We start from the raw sequence: 17,588 nt of genomic DNA, 5'->3' as shown, positions 1-17,588 counted from the left end.
CTTGGAAGTAGTTTGGTTGGTACCTACTATTTTGAACGAGATTTAGGGGAGGGGCAAGTGTTTTTTTGCTTTTCCTTGATATAACAACCATTGTAAGCAATTATTAAAAGAAAGTATTGACACTAACCAAGATTTATGGGGAGGAATAATTATGACAGATATTAAACTGATTGAAGCGTTGAGTAATGCACCTGGAGCACCGGGATTTGAGGATGAGGTCATTGACGTCGTTTTGAAGCACAAAGGAAGCTTGAAGGCAAAAAAGACAGTCTTAAAAATCTGTACCTTTATCCGAAAAATTATGATGCGTCCAAACCGACACTCATGCTGGATGCTCATTTAGACGAAGTCGGGTTTATTGTCAGCTACATAGACCAGAACGGCCTTTTAGGAATCGAAATGCTCGGACGCTGGGAGTGGTATAACGTTTCGGCTCACCTGTTCAAAGTTAGAAACAGAGAGGGCCAGTATATCAAAGGAATCGTGGGTTCCAAGCCTCCACACTTCCTGACACCGGAAGAACGGGATAGCGGCCTGACAATGAAAGACATGAAGCTAGATATCGGGGCGACTTCACGTGAAGAAGTCATGGATACGTTCGGTATCGAGGTCGGAGCGCCTATCGTTCCAGATGTCACGTTCGACTACAATGATAAAAATCAGACGATGCTAGGGAAAGCTTTTGACAACCGTCTGGGCTGTGCTGCAGTTATAGAAACATTGAAAGCTCTAGAAAACGAAGACTTACCAGTAAACGTGGTCGGTGCCCTGGCTGCTCAGGAAGAAGTCGGCTTAAGAGGAGCAACAGTAACTGCGAGACGAGTGGATCCTCAATTAGCTATTGTCTTTGAAGGGACGCCTTCTGACGATTATGCAAAACCGGTCGAATTGTCTCAAGCAAGAATGGGACATGGTCCGCAGATCAGGCACAAGGACAGCAGCTACATTGCCAATGAAGACTGGATCAGCTTGGCAAATAAAGTCAGCAAGACACACGCGATTCCTGTTCAGCATGCAGTGCGTGAAGGCGGCGGAACGAATGCCGGTCGTATTCATTTGAATAACTTAGGGGTGCCTGTGCTTGTCCTTGGTGTACCTAGCCGTTATGCCCATACGCATCACCTCTTCTCCTCTTTTGAGGACTTTAATCATACAGTCCAGCTGGCAGCTGAATCAATTAAAGCTATCGATCAGTCATTTTTCGACAAATTTGAAGTAGACTTTGATTAATCTCATATACGCTATAGAATAGAGAAAAAACAGTCTGTACCCTGTCATCGGTGTACAGACTGTTTTTGATAAATGTCCGGTGACTATCTGCGTACGACTATCACCAATAAATCAAAAAAAAAGACCTCACTCTAATTAAAGAATGAGATCTTTAGAAAACTAGTTGATTACTTAGTTTTGCGAACGCGCTCTTGAATACGAGCTGCTTTTCCGCGCAGGTTACGTAGGTAGTACAATTTAGCACGACGTACACGACCTTGACGTAGAACTTCGATCTTAGCTACACGTGGTGAATGTACTGGGAAAGTACGCTCAACGCCGACACCGTTTGAAATTTTACGAACAGTGTACATTTCGCTGATTCCTTGACCACGACGCTTGATTACTACGCCTTCAAAAAGCTGAATACGTTCACGTTCACCCTCGACGATACGCGCGTGTACACGAACAGTATCTCCGGGACGAAAATCTGGTAAATCAGAACGTAATTGTTCTTGTGTGATTGCCTCAATTAATGGATTCATTTGCCTTCTCCTCTCGCGCAACACTCTTAAGTACTTGTCTCAGCGGAATATTGCGTAATAAGAGTGGTTGCCCACTCAATTACTTACTTTAACATATTACGTTTTACGTGTAAAGGTTATTTCCTTGATTCGTGTAAAAAATTTACTGCTGGTCGGATTCCTGATCCAATTGAAACTCTTTGATCCACTGCTGTTCTTGCTTAGTCAGATCCCGGTCCTCCAGCATATCAGGTCGTCTGAAGTACGTTCGTTTGAGTGACTCTTTATGGCGCCATTCGTCTATTTTAGCGTGGTTCCCGCTCATCAGCACATCCGGCACACCCATGCCTTTATATTCAGCAGGACGAGTATAATGCGGATGTTCGAGCAGGCCGCTTGAATGTGAGTCAGTCTGAGCTGATGCGGCGTTACCTAGTACATTCGGAAGCAGACGGACTGAGGCATCGATCATGACCATAGCAGCCAGTTCGCCCCCTGTCAGGACGTAATCGCCAAGAGAGACCTCATCAGTCACCAGAGAACGAATACGCTCGTCATACCCCTCATAATGGCCGCAGAGAAACACGAGATGTTCTTCTTCTGAGAATTCTTCGGCCATTGCCTGATTGAATGGCTTCCCTGCCGGATCCATCAATATGACACGTTTTTTTGTTTCCGGTGAACGTTCCTCGATTGATTCCATAGCATCAAAGAGCGGTTCGGGTTTTAAAAGCATACCTGCGCCACCACCATACGGCGTATCATCAACAACCTGATGCTTGCCTTTACCGAATTGTCTGAAATTGACACGATTCACTTCAACGATTCCTTTATCGATGGCCCGACTGACGATCGAATGACCGAGCGGCCCGTCGAACATTTCTGGAAACAGCGTGACGACATCTATTTTCATTAGTCCAGCCCTTCCATTACGTGTACTCTTATGACACGGTTTTCTATATCGACATCCAGAATAACTGGTTCAATATAAGGAAGGAGCAGATCCTTCTGATTCTGACGCTGAACGACCCAGACATCATTCGCTCCCGGAGATAAGACTTCCTTGACTTTGCCTATTTCTTCATCTGTATCATTGTCGATGACGGTACAGCCGATTACTTCATGAATGTAGAATTCATTTTCAGGCAGATCCAGCAGCAAGTCTTCACCGACACGCAGGATACCTCCGACAAACTTCTGAACCTGATTGATGTTGTAGTAGTCTTCGAAAGTCAGGAGATCGAAATTCTTGTGCTGACGATGTGAACGGACAGTCAGCTCTTCCTTTTCCCCGTCCTTGCCGAACCAGGTCAAAGGCGCGCCTTCATAGTATCGTGCTTCAGGGGTATTCGTGATCGAAATGACCCGGACCTCCCCTTTCAGTCCATGGGTGTTCACAACTTTTCCTACGTCAAAATAATCCATTGCCCTGCTCCTCTCAGTATAGAAAAGCTTCACGTACCGTTTAGCCTCGAAGAAAATACCTTAGTATCTGTTCGAGCTTCAGCTCTTACAGATATACTAGAGATCGACCGAGCGATAGCGAGTAGAGGAAATGTGCCCCGAATTGCTGTGACTCTAGCATTTCAATGCGTAGAGACAGAGTATGCGGAAGAAGAGCATCCTGCGCAATGGGTAAATTTATCTTTTTCTCGAGAGGTTGGTACGTTAAGCTAGACAAAAACTTAATTTATCATAAAAATTCATAAAAAAAGGGATGCACTCTAAGAGCCATCCCGGTTGTTTACCTGCTATTTGTGACCATCAAGCCTGCATACCAGCAGAATGAGTTAGTCAACGATGGTCAGTCGTACACGTTTTGGGCCATCGAACTGAATGCTGTACACGATTGCTCGAATCGCTTTGGCAATACGTCCGCGTTTACCGATCACACGTCCGACATCATCCGAATGAACTTCCAGCATATACTCGTGGAACTCATCGGTGTCTTTCAAGTCCAGCTTGATGTCTTCAGGATGACTCACTAATGGCTCGACAATAGTTGTTATCAGCTCGCGCATTTCTTTATCAGTCATAATACCATCCTTCTTAAATAGACTCAGTATACAGAAGGAAGAAAAGAAGGCGCGCCATGACTGACACAACCCATTCTTTTCTTCTTCATTGATTCATTTAGTTAGACCAATTACTTGCTGTACTTCTCATCGTGGAATTTTTTCATGATTCCTTCTTTAGAAAGTAAGTTTTTAACTGTATCAGATGGTTTCGCGCCATCTTTCAACCATTTCATTACTAACTCTTCATCGATTTTAACTTCAGCTGGAGTTGATACAGGGTTGTATGTTCCAACTTGCTCGATAATGCGTCCATCACGTGGAGCACGAGAATCAGCAACAACTAAACGGTAAAAAGGATTTCTTTTAGTACCCATACGTTTCATACGAATTTTTACTGCCATTTGACTTGCACCTCCTGTTAAATTGTAAAGATATCTTTTATAAAGACCCTTTAATCTGAGTTTTGCTCTTAATCAAACTCACGATATGTATCATACCACGGGAAAAAAAGATTGTAAAGTGTTTTTTCTTTACAGAGTAAAATTTTCAGGAAACAAGTAACATCACTGTTCATGGTATACTGGTTCTATAAGAAAGGATGGGTCAGATGACAATAGAAGATCAGGATTTTATCATGCGACAAGTCAAACTGATGGCCAAAGGGATCGGTGTCTTCATGAGCCTGACCTCTTTGAAGGAACTGCTTAAACTGGAATTTTCTTTCGACGACGAACTGACTGATCGGGAAATCGACGGGATCATCTATCTGGCCCGTACTGAAGAACTGATTGATAGAAACATACTGTCGAAAAAAGAACTGGAAGAAGCATTAGGTGTCACATCTGAACGAGTGGATCAGCTTCTCAATAATGAAGCATCCCCCAATGGAAAAGAACGTGACATCCTCGAGCAGCTTATTGAAGACAATCAGTACTGGATGAATCAGGACGAAACAGACCTATAATAACAGCGTGTACTCTCCTCTGCTTACTTATTATTCTTTACCAACGTTATTTGACGTAGAACGGGAATGAAAAAGCCAGGACCATAAAGTCCTGACCTCTCCTGTTGACCCAATTACTTCTTGCGTCTGATTTTTTTCTTCTTTTTCTTCTTGTTGTTTTTCTTAGCCATGCCATTCAGTGCCATCTTACCGAGTTTACCTTTTACTCCGCCGCCCAACAGTTTATCAAGACCCGGCATGCCGCCCATGTTGCCTTTGGACATCTTGCTCATCATCTCTTTAGACTGCTTGAACTGCTTGATCAAGCGGTTGACTTCAGCGATGTCACGGCCAGATCCTTTGGCGATACGGCGTCTGCGCTTCTGTGACAGGATATCAGGATTTTCACGCTCTTCCGGTGTCATGGACAAAACGATCGCCTTCATATGTGCAATGTCTTTAGGATCCATCTGGAAATCAGCCATTCCTGGTACGTTGCTCATACCCGGAATCATTTTAAGGATGTCTTCCATCGGTCCCATATTGGTCATCTGATCCATCTGTTCGATGAAGTCATTGAAATCATAGCGGTTTTCACGCATTTTAGCGGCCATTTCTTCAGCACGCTCTTCATCGACTTCCTGCTGAGCACGTTCGATCAGTGTCAGAATGTCTCCCATACCAAGGATACGGTTAGCCATACGGTCTGGATAGAATGGTTCAAGCGCTTCAAGCTTCTCACCAGTACCGGTGAACTTGATTGGTTTATTTGTAACGGAACGAATCGACAGCGCAGCACCCCCGCGTGTGTCACCATCAAGTTTCGTCAGGATCACACTGGTAATGCCTAAACGGTCATTGAATGAATCTGCTACATTGACGGCGTCCTGACCAGTCATGGCATCCACCACAAGGAATATTTCGTGCGGATTGACGGCAGCTTTGATGTCTTCCAGTTCATTCATCAGGTTTTCGTCGATGTGAAGACGACCGGCCGTATCGATGATGACGACGTCGCGGTTCTCATCTTTTGCCTGCTGGATTCCCTTTTCAGCGATCTCGACAGGACTGACCTGGTCTCCCATACTGAAAACAGGGATATCCAAGTCGCGACCAAGTGTTTCCAGCTGATCGATCGCCGCTGGACGATAGATATCAGCTGCGACCATCATTGGTTTCTTGTTTTCGTGCTTGCGTAAATAATTTGCCAGTTTACCGGCAGTCGTTGTCTTACCTGCCCCTTGTAGACCGGTCATCATGTAGATGGTCGGTCCCTGACCTGGTTCGGCAAAAATGATTTTCTCCTGTTCGCCACCCATCAGTTCCGTCAGCTCGTCGTTAACGATCTTGACGACCTGCTGGCCACCATTCAGGCTTCCAAGTACTTCTTCACCTAACGATTTTTCTCGAACGGTCTTTACAAAATTTCTGACCACTTTATAGTTGACGTCGGCTTCCAGCAAGGCCAGTCTGACCTCTCGCATGACGTCTTTTACATCCGCCTCAGTAACTTTTCCTTTCTTACGCAGTCCGGAAAAGGCATCCTGCAGGCGTCCTGTTAATCCTTCAAAGGCCATACCTGTTTCATTCCTCTCTCATTGAATCCAGACTGATCGCGTCTATCAGCTCGTGCAGACGCGTGTCTGATGCATGCTTCTCTTGAGCATGCTCTTTTAATGTATCAACTGCATCCTGTTTCTTATCGAATTCTTCCACCAGATGCAGCTTGCTTTCATAGTCCTGTAAAATAACTTCAGAGCGTTTGATGTTGTCATATACAGCCTGGCGACTCACTGAAAAAGCATCCGCGATTTCACCCAGTGAATAGTCATCACCATAATATAACTTCATGTATTCCTGCTGCTTGGGCGTCAGGAGCGGATGATAGAATGCAAAGAGACTGTTCATACGCAGGGTTTTTTCCAGTTCCATAATCAGTGGTCACCTTTCTTCAGTTAAATCTCAGTTGTACAGTGAAATTAGTTTAATTGGTCTGCGCAATCAGTTCCTTGAACAGGCCGTAAGCGAATTTCTCAGTATCGAATGGATGAAGGTCATTCATCGTCTCACCCAGTCCGACGAATTTCACAGGGATACCCAGCTCTTTACCGATAGCCAGGACGATTCCCCCTTTAGCCGTTCCATCCATCTTGGTCAGAACGATACCTGTTACGTCTGTTGTTTCCTGAAAGATCTTGGCCTGGTTCAAAGCGTTCTGCCCAGTTGTAGCATCCAATACCAGCAGGGTTTCGTGCGGCGCATCTGGAATTTCTCTTGAAATGACGCGTTTCATCTTCTCAAGTTCGTTCATCAGATTCTTCTTGTTCTGAAGACGTCCTGCTGTATCGATCAGTAGGATGTCAGCGCCTGACTCACGAGCGGTCTTGATTCCATCGTAGACCACTGCCGCCGGATCTCCGCCTTGTTTGGTGGAAATGACTTCCGCTCCAACACGGTCTCCCCAGATATGCAGCTGTTCGATCGCTCCGGCACGGAAGGTGTCTCCCGCAACCATGACGACTTTCTTACCTTTATCGATATACTGATGAGCCATTTTCGCAATCGTCGTTGTTTTCCCGACGCCATTGACGCCGACAAAAAGAACAACTGTCAGCCCATCTGGATTCTCGTTGAATTCGTGATGATCCGGATTGCTTTCGCCGTACATGTCGACCATCGTCTGTACGATGACGCGCTCAGCATCTTTCATGCTTCTGACGTTCTCAACTTTTGATTCGTAGCGGAGTTTTTCAGCAATCTGCATGGTCGCTTCAAAGCCGACGTCTGATTCGATCAGCAGGTCTTCCAGTTCTTCGAAGAATTCCTCATCTTCATAGCGGAAGTTCGCAAGCAGTTCATTTAAACGGCGAGTGAACGACACACGGGATTTCTTCAGTCCTTTTTCGTACTGTTCGGTTTCTTTCTTGGTATCATCCGGTTCCAGTGTCGTATCTTCGGCAGCGGAGTCTTCAACAACTTCCTTGACGTCATCCTCGACTACTTCCTGTGATTCCGTCTGTTTTTCCGCCCCAGTAAAAGCGGATTTAATCTTGTCAAATAATCCCATAATGGATTCACTCTTTCTCTCACTTTTTATGACGCATATACAGTTAGTTTAACACATATTGTTCAATAGCATAAGCAACACCGTGCTCATCATTGGATTTAGTGACAATTTGAGCGGCGTCTTTGACGATATCTATCGCATTGGCCATCGCTACACCTGTACCGGCTGTCTGAACCATTGCCAGATCATTTTCCTGATCACCGATCGCCATCATCTCATCAAGAGAGATATCCAGCAGCTCGCTTAAAAGAATCAGGCCTTTCCCTTTGTCAACCGTCTTCGGGAGAACTTCAAGCAGATTGTCTCTAGACTTCATGATTGTATAACGGTCATGATACACCTGAGGGATATCCTTGATCTTTTGGTCCAGTTCCTCCTGGTGCCAGCACATGACAATCTTGTTGATGGCAAAGGATTCCGGGAAATTGACCATATCAAGCGGCTTGTATGGCAGAGCCTTCATATGCTTGTGGTACTGAGACGGCTTGCCTTCTGGATAAGATGGTTCATAGACTGTATCCAGATCAATAAAGTTGCACGGCAGGTCCAGGTCCTGACTCAACCGGTAGACGTCTTGAACATCTTCTTTAGATAAAGTGATTTCTCGAAGAGTTTCTCCAGTTCGTGTCCATTGGACCAGTCCGCCGTTATAGGTCAGACCCAGATCGCCTTCTTCTGTCAAATTGCATTCTTCCAGTATCGACAGCATGCCTTTGAGCGGGCGTCCAGTTACCAGGACGATTTTAACGCCCTGATCCTTGGCTTTCTGAATAGCACGTTTGTTTTCTTCTGATACCTGGTGGTCACTGTTCAACAGTGTACCGTCCAGGTCGATTGCGACTAGTTTGATTGACATAAGGTCCTCCTGTCAGGCTTGTTCGACGCGTTCATCCAGATCCTGAAGCTGAACGGATACCAGCTTGGACACGCCTTTCTCTTTCATAGTCACGCCGTAGAGCGAATCCGCTTCTTCCATGGTTCCCTTACGGTGCGTGATGACGATAAATTGAGTATCGGACGCAAATTCGTGCAGGTAACGTCCGAATCGGGTCACATTTGCTTCATCCAGAGCCGCTTCGGCCTCATCCAGAATACAGAATGGGATCGGACGGACCTGTATAATCGCAAAGAGCAGCGAAAGTGCTGTCAGGGCACGTTCCCCACCAGACAACAGACTTAGTGACTGCAGTTTCTTACCAGGCGGCTGTGCCACGATTTCGATCCCTGATTCCAGCAAGTCATCCGGATCGGTCAGGCGTAGTTCTGCCCGTCCCCCTCCGAACATACGTGGAAAGACGATCGCAAACTGATCTCTGACTTGACTGAATGTCTCGTAGAAACGTTTCTTGACTTCATTGTCCATCTGATCCATCGTGTCATACAGCTTTTCCTTCGCTTCAAGCAGATCCTGCTGCTGAGAGGCCAGGAATGAATGCCGTTCATGGACGCGCTCGTATTCCTCGATCGATCCGATATTGACCGGCCCGAGTTCTTCAATGCCTCGTTTGAGGAGTTTCACCCGTTTCTGCGTGTCTTCCCGGTCGATGTCGTCGGGCTGATTCAGCTTGGCTTCTTCGTAACTGATCGTATACTCTTCAGACAAGTAATCCAATAGATGGTCGATCGACACATCCAGTCTTGAGATCTGAATATCCAGCTGGTTTTTCTCGCCTTGAAGATTGGACCGTCGTTCCTGAAGGTCAGCTGTACGCTCTTCCAGATCATTTACGGCTCTGTCCAGTTCGCTGTGCTCGGTCTTCAGTTTCTGTTCCGATGTGCGCAGCTCGTCTGCTTCAGCATTCAGCTGAGAAAGGCGGGCATCCAGGTCTTCCTTGGATTCCAGTTCCTCACCGCGTTCCAGTTGATCAAGGTCTTCTTTAATTGCTGAGATGGCCTCTTCGACCTGAGTAATCTGATCAGCCAGACTGTCTCGGCGGGAACGGGTAGACGCGAGAGCTTCCCGGGCCTGGTTCCAGTCTTCCAGAATCTCACCTTGTTCGGCCTGGAGTCGTTCTTTCTGTTCTTCTCTGTTTTCTTTTTCATCCGAGAGCTGATCCATTTCAGCTTTCAGACGGACCAGCGTCTCATCTGCTTCTGTTCGCTTAGACTGAACGTCCTTAAGTTGCTCGGACAAGGTGATTTCTTCTGAGCTTGCTTCATTGACTTCAAAGAGCAGGCCTTTTTTCTCGCGCTCGAGACGTCTGACGGTCTCAGTCAGCTGAGACACTTCGTATTCCAGCTGCTTTTCAGCCAGACGCTTGTCTTCGCCCGACGCACGCAGGTCTTCCAGCTGTGCTGAAAGCTGTGTGCGCTGCTCCTGTTCTGTGCGGTTCTCTTCTTGTCTGAGTGACAAGGTCTTTTCCAGTTCGTCGATTTGAATGCGCAGCGCCTTCTCTTCTTTCTTCTGAGAAAAGAGGTGAGCGTTGGAGGAGCGCTTGCCGCCCCCGCCAGTCATGGATCCACCGGCATTCATCACGTCGCCTTCCAGACTCACGACACGGACACTGTACTGGACCGCTTTAGCGATCGCATTGGCCGACTGAAGGTCTTTGGCCACGATAGTCGATCCTAACAGGTTCTTCATCACAGAAGATACCTTGTCATCGTACTGGATCAGCTCACTGGCGATTCCGATGTAGCCGTCCGTGCTGCCGGCACGTGAAATGTGATGTCCGGCAACCGAACGCGGTTTAATCGTTGTCAACGGCAGGAAAGTCGCGCGTCCGGCACGCTTCTGTTTCAAGTGCTGGATCGCATCTCTTCCTGCTTTTTCGTCTTCGACAATAACGAACTGACTGGCTGCACCTAAAACGACATCGATCGCTTCCGTGTAGTCAGTCGGTACATCCATCATGTCTGCGACCGTTCCGACGATACCCTTCAATTGATTCTTTGCTGTCATGACGGCTTTGACACCAGCGAAGTAGCCGGCATAATTTTCCTGCATTTCAGCCAGACTCTGCTGTTTGGCCTGAGCCCGGTTCAGCTGCTGCTGGAGCTGACTGATGCGGGAGGCTTTCTGTCCATAAGATGATTCAATATCATCCAGACGTGTTTTAGTCTCTTTAAACGAGCGAAGCAGGTCGTCCAAGTCTGTCTTCAGTGCTTTTAGTTCTGCTTCCTTGTCTTTAAGTGACGCTTCGGTTTCAGCTAGTTTCTCAGTTATATCTCTGACCGCTTTGTTCTGCTTTTCTGACGACAGTGATGTCTGGTTCAGCTGTCTGGTCAGGTAGGTTTCTTCATTTTTTAAAGACGTCTTTTCCTGCATCGCCTCAATATAATCGGCACGCAAGGCTTCCATCGCTTCTTCCTTGTTTCCAAGGAGGCGTTTCAGCTGGTCTTCTTTCTGCGTGTAGTCCGTCTTCAGCTGGCTGACCTGTTCAGACTGATCCGCATAAATCTGCTTGACTTCGGCCATCTGCTGTTCCAGTTCAGACAGCTGACGCTCTTCACGTTCTAATAGTCCCTGTTTCTCGCTCAGGAAGGCATCCTGATGTTTTTCCTGTTCTTCAACAAGTCTTAAACTGGCTTCTGTCCGCTCGATTTGCTTGATGGACTCGATATGCTGGTCATGAATAGCGTCCCGTCTGGTCTCGACCTCATGGAGCGCTTGTTTCTTCTCTTTAATGACCTGAGTATTCGAATCGATCTCCTGAGTCAGCTGCAGAACATGCTTGGAATATTGTTCGGCTTGTTCCTTACTGCTTTTCTGATCCTGAACGTACTCGTCGATCTTCATGACCGACAGAGCAATATCCAGATCCGTCAGTTCTTCCTTCTGTTTCACGAAGCTTTCCGCAATGTCTTTCTGCTCTTTAAGCGGCTCAAGCTGAGCCGTCAGTTCATACAAAATATCCTGAACTCGGTCCAGATTGTCCTGTGTCTCAAACAGCTTGCGTTCAGCCTTTAGTTTTTGAGTCTTATACTTAAAGACACCGGCCGCTTCTTCAAAGATTGCCCGGCGGTCTTCGGCCTTGCTGTTGAAAATGGCTTCAACCTGTCCCTGAGAGATGATGGAAAAGGACTCTTTTCCTAAACCGGAATCCATGAACAGATCCACGATATCTTTCAGCCGGCAGTTTTCCTTGTTGATGAGGTAGTCGCTGTCTCCGTTACGGTTGATTCGGCGGGTTACACTGACCTCTTCGAATTCCACAGGAAGAAAGCCATCCTGATTGTCTAAAACCAGGGTGACTTCCGCAATGTTTATTGACTTTCTCAGATCCGTACCGGAAAAGATTACGTCATGCATCCGGCCGCCCCGTAAGGTCTTGGCTGACTGTTCACCCATGACCCAGCGGATCGCCTCGATAATGTTCGACTTGCCGCTCCCGTTCGGACCGACTACCGCCGTGATCCCTTCCGTAAAGTCCAGAACCGTCTTGTCGGCAAAAGACTTGAACCCTTTAATTTCTAATCGTTTTAATTGCACGTGATCGTCTCTCCTTCATAGTATTCGACTGACGCATGAACACTACGACTCATTCGATTCTTCCAGCATATCAAGCGCCACTTTCGCTGCGGCCTGTTCTGCTGCTTTCTTGGAGCGTCCCACACCTTTTCCAAAAAGATCGCCTTCGACATTGACTTCAACGACGAATTCTTTCTGATGGTCGGGACCTCTTTTGTCCACTACTGTGTACTCGATCGTCACTACACCATTACGCTGCAGCAACTCCTGTAAAGCCGTCTTGTGATCCATCCCATGAGAGAAAGCACCGGAATCAATTTTTGGAAATAAAATGGCTTTTAAAATGTCTTTTACAACATCCATTCCCTGATCCACAAATACCGCACCAATGAATGCTTCGAACACATCACACAAAAGTGACGGGCGTGTCCGGCCGTTCATCTGTTCTTCCCCTTTGCCCAGACGTACAAACTGATGAAGATTGTACTCCTTGGCCAGTTTAGCCAGACTCTCCGCTCGTACGATCGACGCACGCATGCGAGTTAGCTGACCTTCAGGATGATTCGGGTATTTATGATAGAGATATTCCGACACGGTCACTTCAAGTACCGCATCGCCTAAAAATTCAAGCCGTTCCAAATTTCTGATCTGTTCGTCACGATGATCATTCGCATAGGATGAATGGGTAAACGCCTCGATCAAAACTGACCGGTCATTGAACGTCACACCAAACTGATCGTAAACATGCTGAACCAACTTTTTCATAAACTTATTCACCTCACTTAACCAATACCCCTTTAGTATACTTGATTTTATGCGAAAAATAAACACACGGTCGCATCAAGATAGGGATTTTCTGAAATATTGTATTCAGATTTTTTAATCTAGAGCAAGCATCAAGAAATATAAAAAATAATATAACTGAAAATATAGTTTATAATCATCCGTTGAAGACCTTTTCATGATATAATAATTAAAATTAATTTAGTTATGGAGTGAGTAGATATGTCAAATTTAGTTTTAGGACTTGATATAGGGATTTCAAGTGTTGGATGGGGAATCATTGACAAAGACACTAATGAAGTAGTTGATGCAGGTGTTCGTCTGTTTGAAGAAGCAACTCGGAATGCAAATGAAGAAAGAAGAAGTTTTAGAGGCGCCCGGAGACTGAAGCGGCGACGTAAACATAGACTTGAACGAGCAAAGGAATTTTTAGAGTCTAATGGCTTATCTTGTGAAGGAATACATAACATTGATCCCTATAAGAGTAGATATTATGGACTTAGAAAAGAAATTTCAGAAAAAGAATTAGCTGCAGCTCTCTACCATCTCATTAAAAGACGTGGGACAACAATCGATACACCGGAAGAAGATGAAAAGACTTCGGGAAGTGAATTATCGACGAAAGAACAACTTAAAAGAAATGCAAAAAAACTGGAGGATCACTATATTATCGACATCCAGTATGCCAAGTTGAAAAATAATGAACCAGTAAGAAATCACACGAATCGCTTTAAAACGAGTGATTATATTGATGAGGCAAAAGCTTTATTGGATTTTCAGCGTCAGTTCCATAAGCAGATTGATGATGAATTTGTTGAAGGCATTATTGAACTAATCAATAATCGCCGGCAGTATTATGAAGGTCCAGGTTCCAAGAAATCTCCTACCCCTTATGGTGAATGGTTTTTCGATGAAAATGGCATCCTTCAACACGAAACAATGATTAACAAGATGCGTGGACGAGGGACTTATTTTACTGATGAACTGCGTATTCCCAAAAAAGCTTATACAGCTGAATTATTTAATCTGCTTAACGACCTGAATAACTTAAGGTTCCCTGGCGATGAAACTGGAGAGATGGATTCACTTTCTAGAGAGCAGAAAGAGTATCTGATTGACAACTATGCTAAAAAAGGAAAAAAAGTTACACTTAAAAACATTGCAAAGCTTATAGGTATATCTAATGAGTTGGATATCAAAGGTGCAAGAGTGGATTTAAAATCAAATAAGCCTATTTTTACAGAATTTTCAGGATTTAAAAAGCTGAAATCTTTATTGAAAGAGGTCTCCATCCCCTCTTCATTTTTTGAAAATAGAGATTTACTGGATGAGATTGCCGAAATACTCACTGCTGAAAAAAGTCTGACCCGTCGCGAAGAACAATTGACTCAATTATTTAGAGAAACGTTTGAAGAGGATTTGGCGGAAGTTACACAGGCACTAGTTCAAGATACCTCTTTCAAGGAATACCATGCCTTATCTAAAAAAGGAATGGAGCTTATTTTACCTGAACTTTGGGAAACTAACAAAAACCAGATGGTCCTCTTCACTGAGCATGGATTAGGTAAAAGCCGTCTGGAAAACCTTCAAAAAGGACCGCATATTCAGTTTGATGATGAGGCTATTTTAAGTACAGTAGCCAAACGTGCTCACCGGGAAGCAATTAAAATTACGAATGCAGTTAGAAAACAGTATGGAGAATTAGCCTATGTTGTAGTAGAAATGGCAAGAGAGAAAAATAGTGACGATGAGAAGAAAAAATACAGAGATTTCCAGAAGAAACAAGGCGACTTCGAGAAGAAAATGGCTAAGCTGCTTGATGTGAAAGAACTTAAGGACCTGAAACTTTCCGGCAAGCAAATGATGGCACTGAAGCTGATGGATCAGCAGGATTACAAGTGTATTTACAGTGGACGGCAGATCTTGCCTCAGGACATAAAAAATGATCCGACGCGCTTTGAGATCGATCACATCATTCCACTTTCCTACTCTTTCGATGACAGCCAGCAGAATAAAGTTCTGTGCTACAGAGCAGAGAACCAGGATAAAGGTCAGCTTACTCCCTTCCAATACTTTTCAAGTGGAAAAGCAAAGCGGTCGTTTGAAGAATACAGAGTGGACTGCACTAATCTGTTCAAATGTAAGAAATTGTCTAAGCATAAACTGAATTATCTATTAGAGCAAAGAGATGTACAGCGGGATCCGGAAATTCAGAAAGAATTTATCAATAGAAATTTAGTAGATACACGTTATGCTATGCGCAGCTTTTCTTCTAACCTCAGAACTTTTTATATGAATAATGAGATCGATACAAAAGTCTTATCTATCAGAGGCAGTTTCACTTCTGCATTAAGAAGGCGGGCTAGATTGAACAAGGACAGAGATGAAAGTCATGCCCACCATGCTATCGATGCACTGATTGTGGCGGCTATTGGAGCGACCCCTATCTTGAAGCAGCTGAATGCTGTAGACTTCAACCGAGAAGGCATTGTCGTAGACAAAGAAACGGGAGAAGTGTTATCAGAAGACAAAATCTTCGGCTCCCCGACTCTCAAGTTCATAAACAGCTTGAGAAGCATGGAGAACAAAGTGAAGTACTCACATAAGGTTGATAGAAAACCAAACAGAACAATGACTAATCAGACACTCTACTCCACTCGAGAAAAAGGTGGAGAGAAATATACGGTTGGAAAAGTGAAAAACATTTATGAGTTAGACAAAAAAGGCTTTGCTGCATTGAAGAAAAGAATTGACAAAAACCCGGACAATTTCCTAATGGCTCAGCATGATCCAAAAACTTGGGAATTAGTCATGAAAGTTATCGAAGAACATAAACATGCAGAAAACCCATTCCAAGATTACTTTAATGAGCATGGCTTTATACTCAAAGACGGAAAAGTACCGGTTAAGAGTTTGAAGTATCTGGATAGTAAATTAGGCATTCATGTTGACATAACGGATAAATACCCAGGTGCCAAGAAAGATGTGGTTCTTCTTAGTCGTAAAAGTATACGTATCGATGTTTATAAAAATGACGAAGGTAAGTATAAATATTTAGGGGTTCCTTATAACTGGTTCAAAAAAGTGGCTAATGAATATGTGCTTGATTTAGACAAGTATTACGGGAAAGATGGCCTGGCAGCTCCATACAAGAATATAGATGAGTCGTTTGAGTTTCAGTACAGTTTTTATAAGAATGATCGGATTTCGTATGATAAGTACGAGAAGATAGTTAACCCAGAAACTGGTGAGAAGGAAAGTAAGTTGATTCATTATGATAAGTTGTTTAGGGGAGATAATAATCCTAGAAATAATCAAATTGAAGTAGAAGATATTAGATTCAGGTCTAAGGCGCAACAAATGCCTTCCATTGGACCGTTATTTAATATAAAAAAATACTCAGTTGATATTTTAGGTAATGAATACTTGATCAATAAAGAAGAATTCAAGGATAAAATTAAAGCAATTTAAAATAGAGGGTTTACATCTGTCTCCTTTCTTGGTAATATAAAGTTGTCCTCGACGGAGGACTCCTTTATACCAAAGGTTGAGAGAACCTACCAAAAAAAGGCTTTATGCCGAAATCACAGATGAAAGCCCCTTAATTGGGGCTTTTTCTGTATACAAAATTAGTTTAAGGGGTGAAATATAATGAGCTGGCGCATCGTATATATAGAAAAAGCAGATCAATTACGTCTATATTTGGATAACTTAAAAGTGATCAGAGATGAGTCGGAAATACTTATCCCTCTTTCGGATATTCATACAATCATTGTTGATAATCAGCAGACCATAGTGACTGCTCGAATCATAAATAAATTAGCAAAGTACCATATATTAATGGTTTTCTGTGATGAAAAGCACCTGCCGAATACATATATCCTATCCCCTCATAGTCATCATCAATCTTCTAAAATTCTTAAAAAACAAATCAGTTGGACAGAACAGATCAAACAACTTATGTGGCAACAGATCATTCAAATTAAGATCTATAATCAAGCATCCGTATTAAATCATTTAAAAAAGGATGATAAGGTGATTCATCAGTTATTTGAGTTAGGCGAAACGGTCCAATTAGCCGATCGCACAAACCGTGAAGGACATGCAGCTAAACTGTATTTTAAAACACTATTTGGGAACTCCTTCATTAGAGATCGAGACAGCCTTGACGGAATCAATTCAGGATTAAATTACGGTTATATCGTCTTGAGATCAACAGTTGCTCGAAGCATTATTGCTCATGGTCTCCACCCCGCTTTAGGAATTGGTCACATTAATCAGTATAACGCCTTCAATCTGGCAGATGATCTAATCGAACCTTTCAGACCTATTGTTGATTTATGGATCAGTATCTTAATGAGTGAAAAAGATTATTTAGATAAACAGACGAAACAGAAATTGGTGTATTTGATCAGTAACTGTAGAAAAGCATTCTATACCGATAAAAAAGAGGCGGAAAAAGGCAATGTGATCCAGCAGACGTGAATACACTGCTGGATCACATTGCTTTTTTTCTTGTCAAATGTCTCCAGCAAAGGTAAAATAAGGAAACGTATACAAATCTGACAGAAAGAAAGAGAGAAAAGGCGACAGCATTGGAGTTCACGCTCCCCTGTCTTCTTTTCTCTCTCAC

16 protein-coding genes are annotated in these 17,588 nt (G+C 44.0%); 5 read left to right on the top strand and 11 right to left on the bottom strand.

Annotated elements, in window-relative coordinates:
• Window positions 1-151: 151 nt before the first annotated feature.
• Window positions 152-343: a hypothetical protein gene (locus ACYQ4S_RS07560; protein ID WP_459770371.1), complete on the top strand. Its 192-nt coding sequence runs from the start codon at window positions 152-154 to the stop codon at window positions 341-343.
• Window positions 325-1,230 (top strand): M42 family metallopeptidase, encoded by a 906-nt coding sequence (locus tag ACYQ4S_RS07555; RefSeq protein WP_459770370.1) that lies wholly within the window; start codon window positions 325-327, stop codon window positions 1,228-1,230. Before ACYQ4S_RS07560 ends, ACYQ4S_RS07555 begins: the two co-directional genes overlap by 19 nt.
• Before the next feature lie 167 nt (window positions 1,231-1,397).
• Here the strand turns inward: ACYQ4S_RS07555 and rplS are convergent, their stop codons facing one another.
• From rplS to rpsP, 5 genes are all read right to left on the bottom strand, one after another.
• Window positions 1,398-1,754: a 50S ribosomal protein L19 gene (rplS, locus tag ACYQ4S_RS07550; RefSeq protein ID WP_091480465.1), complete on the bottom strand. Its 357-nt coding sequence runs from the start codon at window positions 1,752-1,754 to the stop codon at window positions 1,398-1,400.
• 142 nt (window positions 1,755-1,896) lie between these two features.
• On the bottom strand, window positions 1,897-2,646 hold the full coding sequence (trmD, locus tag ACYQ4S_RS07545; protein WP_459770368.1) for a tRNA (guanosine(37)-N1)-methyltransferase TrmD: 750 nt from the start codon (window positions 2,644-2,646) through the stop codon (window positions 1,897-1,899).
• Window positions 2,646-3,158 (bottom strand): ribosome maturation factor RimM, encoded by a 513-nt coding sequence (gene rimM / locus ACYQ4S_RS07540; RefSeq protein WP_346023630.1) that lies wholly within the window; start codon window positions 3,156-3,158, stop codon window positions 2,646-2,648. The genes trmD and rimM overlap by 1 nt, the downstream gene beginning before the upstream one ends.
• A gap of 365 nt (window positions 3,159-3,523) precedes the next feature.
• Window positions 3,524-3,769: a KH domain-containing protein gene (locus ACYQ4S_RS07535; protein WP_091480471.1), complete on the bottom strand. Its 246-nt coding sequence runs from the start codon at window positions 3,767-3,769 to the stop codon at window positions 3,524-3,526.
• A 110-nt stretch (window positions 3,770-3,879) separates the two neighbouring features.
• A complete protein-coding gene (rpsP, locus tag ACYQ4S_RS07530; protein WP_459770365.1) occupies window positions 3,880-4,152 on the bottom strand; it encodes a 30S ribosomal protein S16 in 273 nt (90 codons plus the stop codon).
• A 206-nt stretch (window positions 4,153-4,358) separates the two neighbouring features.
• Between rpsP and ACYQ4S_RS07525 the strand changes: the two genes are divergently transcribed.
• Window positions 4,359-4,715, top strand: coding sequence for a hypothetical protein (locus ACYQ4S_RS07525; RefSeq protein ID WP_459770363.1), 357 nt, complete (start codon window positions 4,359-4,361; stop codon window positions 4,713-4,715).
• A gap of 113 nt (window positions 4,716-4,828) precedes the next feature.
• On the opposite strand, the gene ffh is transcribed toward ACYQ4S_RS07525, so the two are convergent.
• The 6 genes from ffh to rnc are packed head-to-tail and all read right to left on the bottom strand — an operon-like array spanning window position 4,829 to window position 12,937.
• Entirely contained in the window at window positions 4,829-6,271 is a 1,443-nt protein-coding gene (gene ffh, locus ACYQ4S_RS07520) for a signal recognition particle protein (RefSeq protein WP_459770361.1), read from the bottom strand.
• 7 nt (window positions 6,272-6,278) lie between these two features.
• Window positions 6,279-6,626: a putative DNA-binding protein gene (locus tag ACYQ4S_RS07515; RefSeq protein ID WP_459770359.1), complete on the bottom strand. Its 348-nt coding sequence runs from the start codon at window positions 6,624-6,626 to the stop codon at window positions 6,279-6,281.
• 52 nt (window positions 6,627-6,678) lie between these two features.
• Window positions 6,679-7,761 (bottom strand): signal recognition particle-docking protein FtsY, encoded by a 1,083-nt coding sequence (gene ftsY / locus ACYQ4S_RS07510; RefSeq protein ID WP_346023635.1) that lies wholly within the window; start codon window positions 7,759-7,761, stop codon window positions 6,679-6,681.
• Window positions 7,762-7,804: 43 nt separating this feature from the next.
• Window positions 7,805-8,617 carry a Cof-type HAD-IIB family hydrolase gene (locus ACYQ4S_RS07505; protein ID WP_459770357.1) on the bottom strand — a complete coding sequence of 271 codons (813 nt, stop codon included), beginning with the start codon at window positions 8,615-8,617 and terminating at the stop codon, window positions 7,805-7,807.
• A gap of 12 nt (window positions 8,618-8,629) precedes the next feature.
• Window positions 8,630-12,193: a chromosome segregation protein SMC gene (gene smc / locus ACYQ4S_RS07500; RefSeq protein ID WP_459770355.1), complete on the bottom strand. Its 3,564-nt coding sequence runs from the start codon at window positions 12,191-12,193 to the stop codon at window positions 8,630-8,632.
• A gap of 42 nt (window positions 12,194-12,235) precedes the next feature.
• Entirely contained in the window at window positions 12,236-12,937 is a 702-nt protein-coding gene (rnc, locus tag ACYQ4S_RS07495) for a ribonuclease III (RefSeq protein ID WP_091268192.1), read from the bottom strand.
• 240 nt (window positions 12,938-13,177) lie between these two features.
• Between rnc and cas9 the strand changes: the two genes are divergently transcribed.
• Window positions 13,178-16,426 (top strand): type II CRISPR RNA-guided endonuclease Cas9, encoded by a 3,249-nt coding sequence (gene cas9 / locus ACYQ4S_RS07490; RefSeq protein WP_459770353.1) that lies wholly within the window; start codon window positions 13,178-13,180, stop codon window positions 16,424-16,426.
• 180 nt (window positions 16,427-16,606) lie between these two features.
• Entirely contained in the window at window positions 16,607-17,440 is an 834-nt protein-coding gene (gene cas1, locus ACYQ4S_RS07485; RefSeq protein WP_459770351.1) for a type II CRISPR-associated endonuclease Cas1, read from the top strand.
• The last annotated feature ends 148 nt before the right edge of the window (window positions 17,441-17,588 follow it).

The sequence above is a fragment of the Alkalibacterium sp. s-m-28 genome (assembly GCF_054658175.1).
This window is presented reverse-complemented; position numbering and strand designations above follow the sequence as displayed.

Excerpts from the sequence above, each read along its gene's own strand:
- ACYQ4S_RS07515 (WP_459770359.1), bottom strand. The coding sequence starts at position 6,626 with ATGGAACTGGAAAAAACCCTGCGTATGAACAGTCTCTTTGCATTCTAT.
- rplS (WP_091480465.1), bottom strand. The coding sequence starts at position 1,754 with ATGAATCCATTAATTGAGGCAATCACACAAGAACAATTACGTTCTGAT.
- ACYQ4S_RS07505 (WP_459770357.1), bottom strand. The coding sequence starts at position 8,617 with ATGTCAATCAAACTAGTCGCAATCGACCTGGACGGTACACTGTTGAAC.
- rnc (WP_091268192.1), bottom strand. The coding sequence starts at position 12,937 with ATGAAAAAGTTGGTTCAGCATGTTTACGATCAGTTTGGTGTGACGTTC.
- rimM (WP_346023630.1), bottom strand. The coding sequence starts at position 3,158 with ATGGATTATTTTGACGTAGGAAAAGTTGTGAACACCCATGGACTGAAA.
- cas1 (WP_459770351.1), top strand. The coding sequence starts at position 16,607 with ATGAGCTGGCGCATCGTATATATAGAAAAAGCAGATCAATTACGTCTA.
- ACYQ4S_RS07535 (WP_091480471.1), bottom strand. The coding sequence starts at position 3,769 with ATGACTGATAAAGAAATGCGCGAGCTGATAACAACTATTGTCGAGCCA.
- ftsY (WP_346023635.1), bottom strand. The coding sequence starts at position 7,761 with ATGGGATTATTTGACAAGATTAAATCCGCTTTTACTGGGGCGGAAAAA.
- rpsP (WP_459770365.1), bottom strand. The coding sequence starts at position 4,152 with ATGGCAGTAAAAATTCGTATGAAACGTATGGGTACTAAAAGAAATCCT.
- cas9 (WP_459770353.1), top strand. The coding sequence starts at position 13,178 with ATGTCAAATTTAGTTTTAGGACTTGATATAGGGATTTCAAGTGTTGGA.
- trmD (WP_459770368.1), bottom strand. The coding sequence starts at position 2,646 with ATGAAAATAGATGTCGTCACGCTGTTTCCAGAAATGTTCGACGGGCCG.
- ACYQ4S_RS07525 (WP_459770363.1), top strand. The coding sequence starts at position 4,359 with ATGACAATAGAAGATCAGGATTTTATCATGCGACAAGTCAAACTGATG.
- ffh (WP_459770361.1), bottom strand. The coding sequence starts at position 6,271 with ATGGCCTTTGAAGGATTAACAGGACGCCTGCAGGATGCCTTTTCCGGA.
- ACYQ4S_RS07555 (WP_459770370.1), top strand. The coding sequence starts at position 325 with ATGCTGGATGCTCATTTAGACGAAGTCGGGTTTATTGTCAGCTACATA.
- ACYQ4S_RS07560 (WP_459770371.1), top strand. The coding sequence starts at position 152 with ATGACAGATATTAAACTGATTGAAGCGTTGAGTAATGCACCTGGAGCA.